Source organism: Allobosea sp. NPDC055332, from assembly GCF_053645455.1.
Genome location: NZ_JBSHMO010000005.1, coordinates 241,694 through 255,974, shown reverse-complemented (window position 1 = coordinate 255,974; position 14,281 = coordinate 241,694). Strand labels below are relative to the sequence as shown.

General features: G+C 65.6%; 13 protein-coding genes. 7 read left to right on the top strand and 6 right to left on the bottom strand.

All coding sequences use genetic code 11. The annotated features are described in order from the left end of the window. The first annotated feature begins 4 nt into the window (after positions 1–4). On the top strand, positions 5–949 hold the full coding sequence (locus tag ACWIGM_RS26715) for a 2-hydroxyacid dehydrogenase (RefSeq protein ID WP_454029010.1): 945 nt from the start codon (positions 5–7) through the stop codon (positions 947–949). On the opposite strand, the gene ACWIGM_RS26710 is transcribed toward ACWIGM_RS26715, so the two are convergent. The 3 genes from ACWIGM_RS26710 to ACWIGM_RS26700 form a co-directional block, all read right to left on the bottom strand. Then, the gene (locus ACWIGM_RS26710; protein WP_454029009.1) at positions 943–1,806 is read right to left on the bottom strand and encodes a C40 family peptidase; all 864 of its coding nucleotides are present in this window, start codon (positions 1,804–1,806) and stop codon (positions 943–945) included. The genes ACWIGM_RS26715 and ACWIGM_RS26710 overlap by 7 nt on opposite strands. A 432-nt stretch (positions 1,807–2,238) precedes the next feature. Beyond that, the gene (locus ACWIGM_RS26705) at positions 2,239–2,592 is read right to left on the bottom strand and encodes a MarR family winged helix-turn-helix transcriptional regulator (protein ID WP_454029008.1); all 354 of its coding nucleotides are present in this window, start codon (positions 2,590–2,592) and stop codon (positions 2,239–2,241) included. Between the two features lie 74 nt (positions 2,593–2,666). After that, positions 2,667–4,052 carry a leucyl aminopeptidase family protein gene (locus ACWIGM_RS26700; RefSeq protein ID WP_454029007.1) on the bottom strand — a complete coding sequence of 462 codons (1,386 nt, stop codon included), beginning with the start codon at positions 4,050–4,052 and terminating at the stop codon, positions 2,667–2,669. Between the two features lie 137 nt (positions 4,053–4,189). On the opposite strand from ACWIGM_RS26700, the gene ACWIGM_RS26695 reads away from it, so the two are divergent. Further along, positions 4,190–5,047: a tetratricopeptide repeat protein gene (locus ACWIGM_RS26695; protein ID WP_454029006.1), complete on the top strand. Its 858-nt coding sequence runs from the start codon at positions 4,190–4,192 to the stop codon at positions 5,045–5,047. A gap of 120 nt (positions 5,048–5,167) precedes the next feature. On the opposite strand, the gene ACWIGM_RS26690 is transcribed toward ACWIGM_RS26695, so the two are convergent. The 3 genes from ACWIGM_RS26690 to ACWIGM_RS26680 are packed head-to-tail and all read right to left on the bottom strand — an operon-like array spanning position 5,168 to position 10,218. Continuing rightward, positions 5,168–7,372 carry a S8/S53 family peptidase gene (locus ACWIGM_RS26690; protein WP_454029005.1) on the bottom strand — a complete coding sequence of 735 codons (2,205 nt, stop codon included), beginning with the start codon at positions 7,370–7,372 and terminating at the stop codon, positions 5,168–5,170. Positions 7,373–7,424: 52 nt separating this feature from the next. Then, positions 7,425–8,564, bottom strand: coding sequence for a phosphatase PAP2 family protein (locus tag ACWIGM_RS26685; protein ID WP_454029004.1), 1,140 nt, complete (start codon positions 8,562–8,564; stop codon positions 7,425–7,427). Between the two features lies 1 nt (position 8,565). Beyond that, positions 8,566–10,218: a hypothetical protein gene (locus tag ACWIGM_RS26680; protein WP_454029003.1), complete on the bottom strand. Its 1,653-nt coding sequence runs from the start codon at positions 10,216–10,218 to the stop codon at positions 8,566–8,568. 144 nt (positions 10,219–10,362) lie between these two features. Here ACWIGM_RS26680 and ACWIGM_RS26675 point away from each other — a divergent pair, with 144 nt between their 5' ends. The 5 genes from ACWIGM_RS26675 to ACWIGM_RS26655 all read left to right on the top strand — a co-directional run bounded on the left by ACWIGM_RS26675 (position 10,363) and on the right by ACWIGM_RS26655 (position 14,221). Next, positions 10,363–10,605, top strand: a complete 243-nt coding sequence (locus ACWIGM_RS26675; RefSeq protein WP_454029002.1) for a hypothetical protein — start codon at positions 10,363–10,365, stop codon at positions 10,603–10,605. Positions 10,606–10,706: 101 nt separating this feature from the next. Further along, positions 10,707–11,279 carry a DUF2272 domain-containing protein gene (locus ACWIGM_RS26670; protein ID WP_454029001.1) on the top strand — a complete coding sequence of 191 codons (573 nt, stop codon included), beginning with the start codon at positions 10,707–10,709 and terminating at the stop codon, positions 11,277–11,279. A gap of 78 nt (positions 11,280–11,357) precedes the next feature. After that, positions 11,358–12,305, top strand: coding sequence for a hypothetical protein (locus tag ACWIGM_RS26665; RefSeq protein ID WP_454029000.1), 948 nt, complete (start codon positions 11,358–11,360; stop codon positions 12,303–12,305). Positions 12,306–12,334: 29 nt separating this feature from the next. Continuing rightward, the gene (locus tag ACWIGM_RS26660; protein WP_454028999.1) at positions 12,335–13,222 is read left to right on the top strand and encodes a hypothetical protein; all 888 of its coding nucleotides are present in this window, start codon (positions 12,335–12,337) and stop codon (positions 13,220–13,222) included. 99 nt (positions 13,223–13,321) lie between these two features. Further along, complete coding sequence (locus tag ACWIGM_RS26655) at positions 13,322–14,221, top strand: hypothetical protein (protein ID WP_454028998.1); 900 nt, start codon at positions 13,322–13,324, stop codon at positions 14,219–14,221. Positions 14,222–14,281: the final 60 nt, after the last annotated feature.

Sequence of the window (14,281 nt, the reverse complement as noted above, 5' to 3'; positions counted from 1 at the left end):
GCATATGAGTCTGCTTCTGGCGATCACCGGCTGGCATGTCGAGAGCTGGCGCGAGCGCTTCGCGGCGCTGCTGCCGGACTTGCCGATCGTCACGCTCGGCGAGCCCTTCGACCGGCGCGCCGTCCATTATGTCGCGAGCTGGAAGCATCCGGAGGGCAGCCTTGCCGGGCTGCCCAATCTCGCGGCGATCTTCTCGCTCGGCGCCGGCGTCGACCATCTCTTCGCCGACAGCCGCCTGCCCGAGGTGCCGATCGCGCGGGTGGTTGATCCCGATCTGACGACGCGGATGAGCGAATATGTCGTCATGCACTGCCTGATGCAGCTACGCCAGCAGCGCCGCTACGACCGGCAGCAGCAGGAGAGGTCCTGGGATGACGACCGCCACCAACCGGCGGCACGCGAGGTCCGCGTCGGCATTATGGGGCTGGGCGAGCTCGGCCAGGATGCGGCGCGCAAGCTGCAAGTGATCGGCTTCGACGTCGCCGGCTGGAGCCGCTCGCCGAAGACGATCGAGGGGCTCGTCACCTTCGCCGGCGAGGACGGCATGGCGGCCTTCCTCGCCCGCACCGACATCCTGGTCGCCCTGCTGCCGCACACACCGGAGACGCATGGCATCCTGAACCGGCCGCTGCTCGCCGGCTTGGCACGGGATGGCCGGCTCGGCGGGCCGGCGTTGATCAATGCTGGGCGCGGCAAATTGCAGGTCGAGACGGACATATTGGCGGCGCTCGACGCCGGTGAGCTCAGGGAGGCCGTGCTCGATGTGTTCGAGACCGAGCCGCTGCCGCAGGATTCGCCGCTCTGGAACCACCCAGCCGTGACGGTGACACCGCATAATGCCGCGATGTCGGCGCCCGAGGCCGTCGCCGACCAGATCGCTGCGCAGATCAGGCGACTTGAGGCCGGCGGCGAGCTCGAGAACGTCGTCGACCCGACGCGCGGTTACTGAGCCTTCAGCCTCTTGATCGCAGTGATCGGCCCGCCATTGCGGGCGAGGATGCGGTCGCGCGCCGGGCGCAAGGGTTCGCTGATCACGCTCATGGTGAAGGCGGTGGCGTGCAGCAGCGTGTCGGGATCGGTCATGATGCCGACATGGCCCTTCCAGAAGACGAGGTCGCCGCGGCTAAGGCCATTCAGGCGATCATCGAAGGCAAGCGCCTCGCCCAGCCCTTGCTCCTGCATGTCCGAATCGCGCGGCGCCGTCCCCCCCGCCGCAGCCAGCGAGAGCTGGACAAGGGCCGAACAGTCGAGGCCGAGGCTGGTCTTGCCACCCCAGAAATAGGGAACGTTGCGGAAGCGCTCGGCGACGGCGACGAAATCCGGCTCGTGCTGGTCGCGCGGATTGAGGTGCTGCTTGAAGATGTAGCCGCCCTGCCCGGTAATGAAGAAGTCGCCGTTCTCGCCAGTGACCGCCAGCCCGGCATTGAGCGACAGCGCCTCGAGCGGCGGCAGTTTGATCGAGGGGCCGGGATAGACGAAGGTCCTGAGCGCGCAGACACGGTGCGTCGGGGCCGACGCATCACCTGCGAGGCAATCCTCGGGCAGGTAGCCGACATAGGAATCGCCGACGAGCTGGCCCCAGGCCCAGCCCTCATGCTGCTCGTAGACCCTGACCGCCTCGCCAGCGAGCGCCTCGGTGTCGAGGGGAGCATCCGGCCGCGGCTCGCGCCGCAGCGGCGCTGACGGCGTCACCACCCGCATCGGGATCGGATCCGCGAAAGCGAGCGCCTCGACCTTGCCGTCGAGATGACGGGCGGCGAGGTCCGGGCGGGCGGGGGTGAGGCGGCGGTCGAGAATCGCGGTCATGGCGGCATTCTAGCAAAGCGGCTGACATTTAGCGCCGGGTTATCGAAGCCCTTCGCCACCATCAGCAGGCCTCAGCTGCATTGCTCACCGACGAGCTTGGTATAGAAGCTCAGCTCAGTGTCGAACTCGCGATAAGCGCCGCTTCGCGTCAACTGTGGCGATCCGCATATTCGAGCGGTCGGTGCGACCCTCGTCAGAATCTCTGCGCGTGCCCGATAGGCCGCACATTTTTTTGCTCGGTCTTGATCCGGCAAAGCCGCGATCTCCTGATCCGAGGCGGTCAAGGCGGATCTGCTCTCGATGAGCCTGGTCGTGCAATCGGGGCTAGAGGAGAACCCGGGCACCAGGAACATCAAAGCGACCGCTGCAGCCACGGTCAGACCGGCGAACACCCAGTCGCGCGGTTTTATCTCCCACGACCCCATCACCTTCTCACGCGGCCCCCAGCTCGCGCGCCCGAGCCGTGACGAGATCGGCGAGGTGCTCGACCGCCAACGCGCCTGCGACCGTCCGCTGAATGACCACATTGCGCTTGTCGAACTCGTCGCGCTTGCGGCTGACCAGGCCGAGCTTGCCCATGCTGTCGAGAGCGCGGGTGATCACCGGCTTGGTGACGCCGAGGCGCGCCGCGAGGCCGCGCACGGTATGCGGCGGCAGCTCCAGATAGATGGTCAAGAGGATCGCGGTCTGGCGCACCGACAAGTCGGACTGGGTATCGCGCACCAGGTCGAGATGAACCTCGCGCCAGAGCTTGAGCGCCTGCGTCGGCTTGATCTCCAGCGCCATGCCGCCCCCGATCGTTACGGGGCCGTATCATTATCGCACCGCCGCCGCCGTGCAACCGAAGTCGCAGGGCAGGCTTAACGGGCGCCGTAGAACTGCTTGGCCAGCGCATAGGTCAGTCGCGCCGCCTGGCACTCGCCGCCTTCCGGGCGCCCCGGCTTGGTCGAGGGATTCCAGCCATAGATGTCGAAATGGGCATAGGAGCGGCTCTTCTCGACGAAGCGATTGAGGAAGAGCGCCGCCGTCACCGAGCCGGCGAAGGCGCCACCGGAGACGTTGTTGAGGTCGGCGATCTTGGAATCGAGCATCCCGTCATAGGGTGGCCAGAGCGGCATACGCCAGACCGGGTCGTTCACGACGGTGCCGAGGCGGGCGATCTCGACGGCGAGCCCGTCATCATGGGTGTAGAAGGGCGGCAGATCGGGCCCGAGCGCGACGCGCGCAGCGCCGGTCAGCGTCGCGAAATCGATCAGCAATTCGGGTGCCTCCTCGTCGGCGAGCGCCAGCGCGTCGGCGAGGATGAGCCTGCCCTCGGCGTCGGTGTTGCCGATCTCGACGGTCAAGCCTTTCCGACTCTGCAGCACGTCGCCGGGGCGGAAGGAGGAACCGGACACGGCGTTCTCCACCGCCGGCACGAGCAGGCGCAGGCGGACCTTCAGCTTGGCCTGCATGATCATGCGCGCCGCCGCGATCGCCGCCGCCGCGCCGCCCATGTCCTTCTTCATCAGCAACATGCCGGCATCGGTCTTGAGATTGAGCCCGCCGGTGTCGAAGGCGACGCCCTTGCCGACCAGGGTCAGCTTCGGATCACCTTTCGCGCCCCAGTGCAGGTCGATCAACCGCGGCGCGCGGGTCGAGGCCCGGCCGACGGCATGGATCATCGGAAAATTGGCCGCGAGCAGATCGTCACCGACGGTACTGCTGACCTCGGCTCCATAGGTCTCGCCAAGAGCGCGCACGGCCGCCTCGATCTCGGTCGGGCCGAGATCGGCGGCGGAGGTATTGACGAGGTCGCGCGCCAGTGTGCTCGCCTCAGCGAGATTGGTCAGATCGTCGCCATCGACGCCCTCGGGCAGGACGAGTCGCGCAGTGACCGGCTTCGGCTTGCGATAGCGCTCGAAGCGATAGGCGGTGAGGAGCCAGCCGAGCGCCGCGAGAGCGGGCTCGCCGATATCGCCCGCCAGAGCGTAGTCGCCAGCTGGCAAGGTCGTGGCAAGGCGCCCGGGCGCGAACAGATCGCGGCGGCGCGGCCCAGTCGGATCGACCCCGAGCAGCACGGCCGACAGGGCGCCGGAAGCGTCAGGCAGCAGGACGTGCTGGCCCGACCGGGCCTCGAAAGCTTGCGCCTGCGCGAAACTGCGCGCCATCGGCGCCAGCCCGTCGCGCAGAGCCGGCCAATCGGCCTTGGCGACACAATGGACGGGAATGGCTGATGTTCCGGCAGGCAGCAGCAACGGATGCACGATCGACGACCCTCGAATGGCGGGACCTCGAGGTCGGCATGCGGCGCCGCCCCCGATCCGCCGATTAACAGTCCGTTAGGGTTAACGTTTTATCACCGCGGATGACAGTTTTCCCGTACCGGCGAGGCTATCCGGCCGTGTCCATCCGCATCCGCGCATCCCGTTTCGGCCATCTCGCCGCGGTCTCGGCTCTCTGCCTGGCGCTCGGCGCCTGCCAGATGCGCGGCGGCCCCGGCGACGTCACCGGCTCGATCGGCGCCAAGCAGACCCAGCCGCGCACCGAAGCGCAGTGGCGCAGCGAGGAAGCGGAGTGGGCCCCCCGCTATGAGGCGAATCCCAAGGACCGCAACGCCGCCTTCTTCTACGCCCGTGCCTTGCGCGCGCTCGACAAGAATGCCCAGGCGCTCGCGGTTCTGCAGGGGGCCGTGCTGGTCCATACTGAAGATCGCGAGCTTCTCGGTGCCTATGGCCGCTCGCTCGCCGACAACGGTCGGCTGAAGCAGGCCGACGAGGTGCTGAGCAGCGCCCATCTGCCCGAAAAGCCCGATTGGCGGATCCTGTCCGCGCAAGGCACCGTCGCGGACCAGCTCGGCGAGCATGACCGCGCCCAGCAGATCTATGCGACCGCGCTGAAGCTGGCGCCGAACGAACCAACTGTGATGTCCAATCTCGGCCTGTCGCTGGCGTTGTCCAAGCAATTGCCGCAGGCCGAACGCGTCCTGCGCGAAGCCGCCGCCATTCCCGGCAGTGACGCCAGGGTGCGTCAGAACCTCGTTCTGGTGCTGGGCCTGCAAGGCCGTTTCCAGGAAGCCGAGCAGCTTGCCCGTCAGGACATGAGCCCGGCCGAGGCTTCCGCGACCATCGCCTATCTGCGCCGATCGGTCAGCCAGCCGAATAGCTGGGACATGCTGCGCGGCGGCAAGGCCAAGCCGGCAGCGCGTGCCGCAGCCCCAACCAAGACGCCGGAAGACGACACAGGGTCAGTGAAGGGCTGAAGGCGGTCAACCGCCTCCGGCTTTGCCGTTTGCCGATCGGCTTTTGTGCCCTCGGCCGGCCGATGCGACGCTTTCCCGGCGGAGATGTCCGAGCGTCGTCACGCAGCGGCAAGCGCCTGATCAGTCGGGTATCCTCGCGTCGAGGACCCCTGCTCCGAGCCGCGCATGCAGCGGATCGGGGCCCGACCGCCGCAGATCACCAGAAGACGCAGGCCGGGGTTTCAGATCGAGCTTGGCGGCAATGCCCTGTTGCTGCAGGCCATTGCTGGTCTTGGATGCATTGCCTACCTCCCGTAGCAGGCGAAGCGCGCGGGCACGGGCTACCTGCGGCGCCGCAGCGCTGGTTCCCGACAACCGGCCTATCGATCCGCTGCGGGTTCCGGCCGCGCGGATGCCGGGCAGAACCGGCGAGTGGTCGGAGGCGGCGGCGCAGGTCACCTCCTTGCCGGATGACGATCTGAGGGTACCGGCAGCGCTGTAGGGCGCCGGCAGATCCGGACCGGAGGCCGAGTGGGCAACGACACCCCCTACCACGATGACCTCCTCACGGGTCGCGAGGCCGTTCAGACTGCCGAAGCGACGAGTGAACCTGGCGTCCTGGTCATCCTGCTGCCAGCGGCCGTCCTGCCCGAACACCGGGTCTTTCGGATGGTCGAAATAACTTTGCCGCCCGTGATGCAACGGGTGGGCGATGTTGCGGTCGCGCTGAATGCGGCATGAGATGATCTTGTCCCCTGCTCGCGCATGGCGGGCGTCGATGTCGACGCGCCACAGCCCCGCCGGCGCACCGCCCGGCGTTGTCCCGGCGGTTTCCGTCGGCGCGAGGATGACCATGACGCGCCAGCGGGCTTCACGGAACTTGTCGATGCTCACCTGGCCATAGGTCCGCCCGTTGATCGCAAGCGGCCACAATGTCTGCGGTGGCGTCTGGGTCGTGCTCGCTTCGACCATGTCGGCGCACCAATGGATGCCTCCCGGTCCAGTGATGCGCGGCGGCTCGGGTATCGCGCCGGGCTTGCCCTCCACGTCGGCCGGGTACCAGATTTCGAGGTAATTGGCCGTCCGATCACTGGGCTGGATGCGCCATGGGATGCCGAAGCGATCGTCTTCCTGCAGGTTTTCGGCCGAGATTTCCGCATGCAGCGCGCTGAGAAACTGATTGCCGGAGGGCATCACCAGCTCCGTCGACGCATTCGTTTTCTGTCTGCGGGCTCGAATGAGGGCGCCGATCGCGTCCTCGAGCCGGTCATTGCCGTCATGCGGGCCGCCGGTGAAACCGAAGCTGAAGTTGATCACCAGTGGCAGCGGTCCGGTGCCGTAAGCTTCGGCGATCTTGTCGGCGCGGTCGAAGATGTAGTGGAAGGCACTGAGGATATAGGCGTCCTTGCCGAAGCCGACGGAGTCCATCACGATCGGCGCCGGCAGTTCGACGCCGATCAGACGGATACGATCCAGCTCGGCGGACGTGGCGTCCTCGCCCCAGGAACCGGCGGCCAGATGCAGCACGTGAGCGCCGTGCGCGTTCAGGCCGAGGACGGGTTGTGCCATGCCATTGCGCCGGATCGAGCCGGCCGCGCGATAGAAGGCATCCTCGTCGCCGCCCTCGCTCTCCAACAAGGCCGCGAGCGTCTCGCGCGTATGCTCGCGGCCGAAGAGAACGGTACCGCTTTCCGCCTCGCTGCTGGCGACTCCGGCCGATTGCAGCCAGCAGAACTCCATGCGCGGGTCGTTCTCCGCGTCCCGCAGTGCCGGATGAGCGTAGGCGAGACCGTCATCGATGACCGCCATGATCACCAGCGGCGCACCGTCGTGGCCGCCGCGCGCGAGTTCCGCCTTGAGGCGGGCGTTCGGCTTCAATATCGGCTCGCGTCGCTTCTGCGGATCGGTGAAGGACCGGTCGAACGTCTCCCGCGGCAGAGGTGCGTTGAACCGAAAACCATGATGGGGCTTGGGGGCGACCTCGACGGACGGCGGGATCGGAAAATTGGCGACTGCGAGCATGAACAGGCGAAGGTCGGCGAGGGCGAACGGTCGGTCGATACGGAGAGGCTCGAATATGAGCGGCAGGAAAGCAGTACCGTCCGCCGCTTCGGACGTGGCGGGACCTTGCCAGATGGTCGGGCGATGCGCGATGCCCATACCGGGAATCACGAGCGCCGTCGCTTCCTTGAAGAATGGATGAATCACCGGCAGCTCGGCGAGCGCGCTGATGAACGAGGCGCTGGCCAGCTTTCCGTCCGGGCTGGCATAGGATTGCCCCTCGCTGCCGAAGACCCAGGACTCATAGGGCCCGTCCAGCCGGGCAAGCGTGTCGTTCGGCGCCATGCTGGCCTCCTGATGCACCGCGTCGTTGGGGATCGCGTCCAGACGTTCGCAGCTAGGCCATCGCGAACTCGGCCTTGACCTCGCTCCAGAGCCACTGGAAGACCGGGCTGACATCGACCGAGAACGCCTCCCGGGTTGCGGTCAGCCCCTCGGCGACGGCCTTGGCATCATTGAGAAAGTTGGCCAGCAGGAAATCGCTGCGGGGCTGGGCGTCATAGGCATAGCGTACCGGCTTGGCCGACGGCTCGCCGCATTTCGCCAGGATGATCTGGCCGACCGCAACGCCGAGTGCCGCTCCGGCCCAGCTGTCGATCGGATAATGGACACCGGCGACGGTGCGATTGACGGCGATGCGCTCCGCCTGCTTGTGCAGCAGGGCGACGAGCTTCTCGCTGGCCGGGAAATGCTTGCTGCCGACCTCGGACCTGACCAGCCCCGACAGGACAGTCGCGACGGCGAAGGCTTCGGTGGCATGCCCGCTCGGGAAGGAGCCATGATCCGGCGTCGGCAGCATCGGCAGGACGCGCGCGCCGATATCGCCCGGCCGGCGGCAGGCGAGATGATGCTTCACGACCATCGCGGCATTGCCGGCGAGCGTGAGAGCGGTGTTCATGAGCTCCAGGGTCCGCCGATTGCGCGCGGTCAGGCCGAGGATCGAGCCGAGATAGTCGGGCGGCAGGGCAACCTGGTTCAGGATCTCGGGCGCGCGTTCGGCACGCTGGTCCATATAGTTGCGCATCAGCTCGAGCTGGTCGGCGAACACTGTCATGGCGGGGCGCTTCACGACATAGAACGGGTTCGTCCCTGCCGAGGCCCCCTCGCGCTTGCGATAGGACAGCACGACCTCGCCCCGGGCTGCTTCCGGCTCATAGGTTGCGGTCCAGTCCAGATCGCGCATGAAATCGCTGAGGTAGAGCGAAGCACGGACCCAGGGGAACCAGCGCCCCAGATTGCGCTGCGGCCCGGCCGTCAGATGATGTGATGGCTGCACCTTGCGAAGATCGAGCGGGTCGTCCGCATCGGCCGCGTGTCCAAACAGAATCTGGGCACTGAGCATCAGGCCGGTCGCCAAAGCAGGGTCTGCCGCCCCGGCTCCCGCGATGCCGCCCATGTTCCCCATATTGCCCATGTTTCCCATATTGCCGGCAGCAGCCATGTTTCCCATGTTGCCCATGTTGCCGAAAATCGCCATGTCAGCCCCCCAATGGTATTTGTGCAGCAATCAGAACCCGCTCCATTTTCCGTCCCATTTCGGAATCGGCGGAGGGGTGCGTCTTCATGTATTCGGATACGGTAAAGCCCGGCTGCCGGCGCATCAGATCTTCTGCGGCAGCGTGAAATTTTTCGCTCTTGTCAGCGTAATACGCGGCAAACAGCAGAATACGCAGCGTCGAGAGATGGCGATCGTTCTTGCGAAGTGAACGCTCGGCCAGTTCGAGAGCGCGGTCGTAGTCGCCGGTCGCAAGATAGGCGCCCGCAGTATGTGCGTCGTAGTAGTAGCCGAACGGATCGATCGGCGAGAGTGCCCGCGCTGTCTCCGCGGCCCGCACCGCCTGGTCGCCTTCATTGCGGAAAGTGTGGAGGGCGCTCTTCAGGAGCCAGCACAAGGCCTCGTTCGGATTGGACGACAGCGCCAGGTCATAGCGCTGTTCCGCGATGTCGAGGCGGCGGAACAGGTTGCTGTGGGCGAAGCCGTCGATCGTCAGGCAGAAGGCGTTGTCGGGGCTGAGATCGAGTGCTCGGGCCGAATGATCGAGTGCGAGCTGTTTCTCGCGCGGCGTGTCGCTGCTCCAGCCGTTGAAGATGCCGTGGATGTACCATTTGCTGAGCCAGGCATGGATCTCCGGCGTGCGCGGCGCCCGCCGCAATGCTTCCTCGATCAGCTCCCGCGCGCGAGCAAAATCCCGCAAAGTCGTGCGGTGCATCAGGCCGACGCCGGCGACGAGCAGGCGATGGTCGGCGATCTCGGCCGGGACATGCCCGACACTGTGGCCGATCGCCTCGTCGGCGATGGCGGCACCGACCGCCCTGACGACGACGCCGATCCCCGCCGCCGACAATCCGAGGAAATCCTGGGCTGCGTAGGCGATCTGCCGTGTGAACAGAATACGGCTCGAGCTGACGTCGACGAAATCGAGGTCCAGCACCAGCTTTCCATCGATCCGGCGCAGGCTCCCTGCCAGGCAGAAATGCGCCTGCAGCACGGATTCGACGCCGGCGAGGTCGAAGCCGGTCTTGACGAACTGGCGGCTCGACAGATGCGAGATGACCGCCAGCAGCTTCGAACGGCTGAGCGAGCGGCAGATCTCCTCGGCCAGCCAATCGCCGATAATCGCGTCATGCGGATCAGTGCCGATCGCCCTGAACGGCAGGACCGCCACCACCGGCAGCGGAGCGGGCAGGATGCTGTGGCGGCCATGCCCGAACAGGCCTTCGAGTTGCGCCGCATTCTGACGGATGCCGGCCAGCCATTGCACGAAGCCGGTCTCGCGGATGTCCAGCCCTTCGAGAAATTCGCCGATCCCCGGGGCGCCGACGAAGGAAACCACGCTGAGGTCAAGTGTTACGTCTGAGTTCGTGCTCGACAAAACCTTGCCGTAGCTGTCTCCCATCACATGCTTGATGTCAGCGAGCGCCCTGCGCAAGCTTTGCCGCCCGGTATCGTAGCAAGCGACACCCCAGAGCGTTTCCTGCAGGAAGCTACGCGTTCGCCGCCCGAAAGGCGCGGTCGCCAGCAGGGCCAGCAGAGCGCGATGTTTGCTGCCGGTGACCTCGAATGCGTCGGCACCGAGCCCCCGGATGGAGCACGCGCCAAACAGACTGATTTCGATGACCTTGCCGGACATTGTCAAACGTCGCCCATATTCCCCAGCGAAAACGTAGCATCAAACAGATTTCAGCAGAAAGTGACTTCACACTTTCTTCACGCGCCAGCGAATGCATCGCTGGTTACATTGCGTCATGAGCAAAACGAGACGCAAGGTGGCGACATGGCGCGAGCTCCGACCCGTGCAGCCGAGGTGCGCGATGTCGCAGATTTCCACCTGCGTTGGCAGGAGTTCCGGGCCACTGCCGCCCGCGTGGCCGGCAAGGCCGTTCTCACGCCGGACGAACGCTGGGTGATCGGCTGGCTCGTCGCTCTCGCCGACCGTGTCGGCGAGAGCGACGTGCGACCGCGGACAGCAGCGGCGACCGCACCGGACATCCCGCCGAAGAAGCCGGACGACGCCTGACCAAATCCGGCCAGGGCGCCGTCGCCCGCCGGGCAAAGCCCAGGCCGGTCACCGGCCTGGGCCTGCCTGCCTCACGCCTCAACCATCGAGGAGTTCCAGCGATGCCCACACCATTCCAGAACAAGCTCGCGGCAATTGCCACTGAACAGCATGTGAAGTTTCGCGATCACCACGAAACCGACCTGCCCTTGCGCAAGCAGATCAAGAAATACTGGGAGGAGATCGGCCTCGAGTTTCCCGGGGTCGGGACGGCCTGGTCGGCGGTCTTCGTGTCCTGGTGCGTCAAGAGCGCCGGCGCCAGCGCCACCGAGTTCAGCTTTTCAGCTCAGCATTCGGTCTTCGTGAATCGCGCCATCGCTCAGGCCGACGATACCGCCGCCTTGTTCAAGGGCCGCCGTATCGAGGACTATGCCCCGAAGGTCGGCGACATCCTGCAGAACAATCGCGGCGGCAACGACTTCGACTTCGCACATGCGAGCAACCACGCAAGTTATCCGTCTCATTCGGCGGTGGTGATCGAGACAGGCACAGACGCCCAGGGACGCTATCTCCTGACGATCGGCGGCAACGAGAACGACTCGGTCGGTCGCCGCATCGTCCGCCTGGCCTCGACCGGCAAGGTTCGCCAGCCGGTGCCCAACCACTTCATCAGCATCATCGAGACCCTGAAATAGCGGCTCACACCATCACGCCGGCCGACCGCGAGCGATCGCGGCCGGCGCTCACGAGAGTTTGCAGAAAAGGGGGCGGCCATGCCTGATTTCACAATCGTCAGCGACGGCAATCCGCAGACCAGGGGTACGCGCTGGCAGGCGAGCCATGACGGACCGGAACCCACAACCTTCCTGGTCGGCCAGACCGTGTCGTTCAGCGATGGCGATGGCAGCCATCGCGGCCTCTACCAGACCCGGGTTCTCGATGAGATTCCGGCGCTGCACTATGACAGGGTCGAGAGCGAGGCCGAGAACGGCCTGTGGGCCCATTTCATCTGGCCGACCGTGGTGGCCGAAAGCGCCGGCGGACATCACCTGCTGATCAACACCTATGATCGGGCCCGCTTCACCTTCGGCTTTTATCAGCTCGCGGCGCATACGCCCGGCGACAATCTGATCCTGCTGTTCCGCGAGCTGCTCACGCTGCCGGCGGCCGCCAGCTACTTCCCGGACCTGACCTTGAAAAGCGGCAAGGTGCACCGCCGGGAAGGCGGAGCGCTCAGGTCGCTCGAGGTCGTCACCAATGTGCTCAGGCCCAATGGCAGGTTCGAGGACCAGATCGTCGGCTTCATGAGCTATCTCAACCCGGACACGCTCAATGCCGGCGAGATCGAGGCGCTGAACGGCGCCAGGCTGATGCACTGGCTGTTGAACGATCCCGACGCGGTCGCGGCCTCCGTCTGGGTGGCCCTCGCCATTCTGCGACGCAAGGTCAAGGCACAGGCCAGCACGTTCAATCTGGCCGGAAAGGACCCGCGGCTGGCGATCTGGGTGTCGGACATCCGCCATCAGGGGCGCGGCAGCACGGACCAGATCAAGGCGGCGCTCGCATTGGGCACGCTGGCCGATCGGCTTGCCGGCCTCGCCGCCATTGGCGCGTCGGACAACGGGACGCGCATTGCCAGCGTGAAGAGGAGCGTCCGAACCCTGCAGGACGAAGGGCGCTTCGCCGGCGTGGTCCTCGGAGATGACCGCTTGCCCTTGTGAAGCAACCCAGACTGCCCGGAGCCGCAGCCATGACGATCTCGAACCCACTTCTCGATTTCGCGGTCGGCATGATCGCCTTCTTCCTCGTCGCGTCACTGATCGTGACCGCGCTGCAGGAAACCATCGCCCAGCGGCTCGACCTGCGTGCCAAGGACCTGCGCAAGAAGATCGACGAGATGCTGAAGGCCGGGGGCGGTGGGTCTGTCGCGACCAAAGACTTTTTCGATCATCCGCTGGTCGCGGCGCTGAACACCCGCGGCGACAAGGGCGGTCCGTCCTACATCCCGCGCGACGTCTTCACCAAGGCGGTCAAGGATCTCTATCTCGCCGGGCATGCCGGCCAGGCGGCCATCGCGGCGGCGAAGGGACTGGGCAATGACGGCTCGCAGGTCAAGCGCGCGCTGCGTCTGCTCGCGGAGCAGGCGAGCGACGATCTCGAAGCCTTCGACAAGGCCATCGGCGACTGGTTCGACGGTGTCATGGATCGGCTCTCGGGCCTCTACAAGCGCCGCGTCCAGTGGATACTTTTTCTCCTCGGGTTCGGGGTCGCGGCCCTCGGCAACCTCGACGCGCTGAAGGTCGGCGCCTTCCTGGCCGGTGAGCCCGAGGCTCGTGCCGCGCTCGCCGAGAACCTTCAGGGGCATCAGGAGAGGCTCAAGCAGACGAGCCTCGAGGACCGTGAAAAGCGCGAGGCTTTGCGTGGCGAGATGGTCAAGGAGCTCGAGCGCGCGCGAGTGCCGATCGGCTGGAGCGCCGCGGTGGCACCCAAACCGGAGCTGATGGCGCTCGTCGTCGCTGTGATGGGCTGGCTGCTCACTGCGCTCGCCGCGATCATCGGCGCGCCCTTCTGGTTCGACACGCTGAAGCGCTTCGTCAACATCCGCGCCGCCGGGCCGGTCGGGAAGGGCAGCAGCTGAACCGGACGATACGTGGCCAGGCCGGCAAATCAGTCCTGCGGGGGAAGGGAACCCGTCGCGTCCTGACATGACGGGGGATTTCGCAAAATGGGGGGTGGCATGAACAAATCTTCTTTGCCGGCGAGCGTCTCGGCGCTGGCCTTCCTGTGTGGCTGCACGGTCAGCGCCAGCCAGCAGAATTTCGGGACCGCGGCGACCACGGCCGCCGCAGCAGGGGGAGCGACTGCTTCATTCACGGCACAGGTCTATTCGGAGCAGAGATATACCAGCCTGTCCCATGATTTCCTGTCTCACAGGCCCACCGAACGGATATCGGCCAAAAGCTGCCCGACGACGGCGGAAAAGGAGGTCAAAAAGAGCCAGGACAGGAAGGAGGCCTACGACAAGATCATCGTCGCCTATGTGGAGACGCTGAATGGGTATTTGAGCGACAACATCAACTATCTCAAATACGCCGAAGAGCTGAATGGAGCTCTTGATCAGGCGAAATCCATACCGCTGGGGGCTCAGTATTCGGGCCTGATCGACGTCATCAAGCCGTTCGTGACCGTCTTCTCAAAGGCCCTCAACCAGTATCAGCTCGTGGAGGACATGAGGCGGATCACAAAGCATGCGGAAGGCGCGCACCCGAAGCTGATCGTGGTCGTCGAGGACCTCAAGCGGCGGCTCCTGTCGAGCAATGAGCAGATCAATGCGGAGATCGTTACCTGGGAAGAATGCGAGCGGAACCGGCTGCGGCTGATATACTCCGATCCTTCCGTCACCGCGGCCGAGATGAACACCTTGTTCGAAGCGTTCTTCCTCAAGCTCGAGACGCTGAAGGGCAAGCGGGGCGTCTTCGCCGCCGAACGCAAGAGCCTGGACGACCTGCTGAAGGCTCACGAGAAACTCGCCAGGGCGAAACTCAACTGGAACGACTTTCAAGCGGTGGCGAAGGACGCTGCCGCATTGGCCAAGGAATTCAAGGCCGCATTGGACGCCGCACAGAAGGCGCTTTGAGCCGCTGGAATTCCAAGCCGACGCCGCTCAACCGAGCCTGACAACGGCTGTGTTCGGAGG